Consider the following 1681-nt stretch of genomic DNA (forward strand, 5'->3'; position numbering starts at 1 on the left):
ATTCACCGTCACCGGCCGGTGAATCGTGGCGGTCGCCGCTGCGCGAAGGCCGCTATCGCCTCGGTGAGGTCATGGGAATGGAGGAATGCGGCGTTCCACGCCCCGACATAGCGCAGACCGGCCTCGACCGCGGCGGCACGGGCGGTGTCCAGGACATCCTTGATGCCCTGCGTGACCAGCGGCGGGTTTGCCGCGACGTCGTCGGCGAAGGCGTGGGCGGCGGCGAGCGCGCTGGCCGGGTCGGGGAGCACGTCATTGACCAGGCCGATCCGTTCGGCGCGGGCGGCGTCTATATCCTTACCGGTCAGAGCGAGTTCCCGCAGGTGCCCGTCCCCGATGATGGCGGGAAGGCGCTGCAGGCTGCCCAGGTCGGCAACCACGCCGACCTTCACCTCCCGGATGCTGAACAGCGCCTCGGTGCTGGCGTACCGGACGTCGCATGCGGTCAGCAGGTCGACCCCGCCACCGACACACCAGCCGCTGACCGCGGCGACAACGGCCTTCCGGCTGCGCGCGACGGCGTCCAGCGAATCCTGCATGGAACGCACCTTGTGGAGGAAATCGGTACGAAACTGGGCCAGGCCGCCGTCTTCGTCGCCCGCGATGTCGGCCAACTCGGCCAGGGCCGCCAGGTCCAGGCCGTAGGAGAAGTGGTTGCCCGAGCCGGTTAGCACCACCGCCCGCACGGTGTCGTCGGCGTCCAAAGCGGTGAACACCTTGGGGACCTCGCGCCAGAAGTCCGGGCCCAGGGCGTTGCCCTTGCCCGGGCCGAGAAGCGTGACCTGGACAACCGTGTCGCGCCGTTCAACACGCAGCGATACCAGCGGTTGCGCCGGCGGTTCCGCGAACAGATACGGTTCCAGTCGAATTGGCTGGTGGTGTCCAGCCGGTTGGTGTCCGGCATCGTCGACGCGGTTCGCGCCGTTACCGCTGGAGGCGGGGTTCGCCCGGAACCCGTCCGTCGTCGTCATTAGATCCCCTTCTGGTTCGGATGGCGCTGAACTGCGCCGATGGGCGTCACGGATGGGTATCCCACGGTGGCTCATCACGCGACGGTCAGCTTGTGAGTATCCGAATACTTAATTGTTGGAAGGTTGGAACATAAACTACTGCCGGGTAGTTGCCGGGGCCGCTGGAGGGCCAAAAGCAGCGCGATCATGTTTTCTCGCGTTCGGGGCGCGGGAGCCGATCCGGAAGGTCCGGAAGGTCCGGGTCTCCGGCTCGTTGATGGCGGGAAACTCGACAGCGTGCGGGGAGGCTCTACTCTCGACAGGGTGAGCGATCTGACGCAGTCCGCCAGAGGGTCAACTCCCCGGGCTACTGGCGCGGGATCCGAGGTGACCGGCAGTGCGACCGGCGGCATCGTGCCCGCTGCCGGCAGCGGTGCGGTCGTGGCTACCGGGGCGACGGCTTTGGGTGCGTTTGCCGTCGGAGCGCTGGCTCTTGGCGCGGCGGCACTGGGTGCCTTTGCGGTGGGCGCGCTCGCGATCGGGCGGCTGGCGATCCGGCGCGCGCGGGTGGGGAGCCTGAAGATCGGAACTGTCGATGTCGAGCATCTCCGCGTCCGGCGCCTGGAGGTCCTTGACGGAGAGTAACTCCCGTATCTCTGTCACCCGTCCGAAGGCGGTGTGATGATCCTGCTTGCGCACCGCCTTCAGGCCCTGTGAAGAGGGATCGTGGC

Annotated in this window: 2 protein-coding genes; one reads left to right on the forward strand and one right to left on the reverse strand. The window is 67.7% G+C overall.

What is annotated here, in order from left to right; all coding sequences use genetic code 11:
• Positions 1-8 precede the first annotated feature (8 nt).
• A complete protein-coding gene (locus CV1CTNOD_RS03350) occupies positions 9-971 on the reverse strand; it encodes a crotonase/enoyl-CoA hydratase family protein (protein ID WP_131784694.1) in 963 nt (320 codons plus the stop codon).
• 366 nt (positions 972-1337) lie between these two features.
• On the opposite strand from CV1CTNOD_RS03350, the gene CV1CTNOD_RS24365 reads away from it, so the two are divergent.
• Positions 1338-1595 (forward strand): hypothetical protein, encoded by a 258-nt coding sequence (locus CV1CTNOD_RS24365; protein ID WP_207386158.1) that lies wholly within the window; start codon positions 1338-1340, stop codon positions 1593-1595.
• Positions 1596-1681: the final 86 nt, after the last annotated feature.

The organism is Protofrankia symbiont of Coriaria ruscifolia (genome assembly GCF_900634745.1).
GTDB lineage: Bacteria > Actinomycetota > Actinomycetes > Frankiales > Frankiaceae > Protofrankia > Protofrankia californiensis.

Excerpts from the sequence above, each read along its gene's own strand:
- CV1CTNOD_RS03350 (WP_131784694.1), bottom strand. The coding sequence starts at position 971 with ATGACGACGACGGACGGGTTCCGGGCGAACCCCGCCTCCAGCGGTAAC.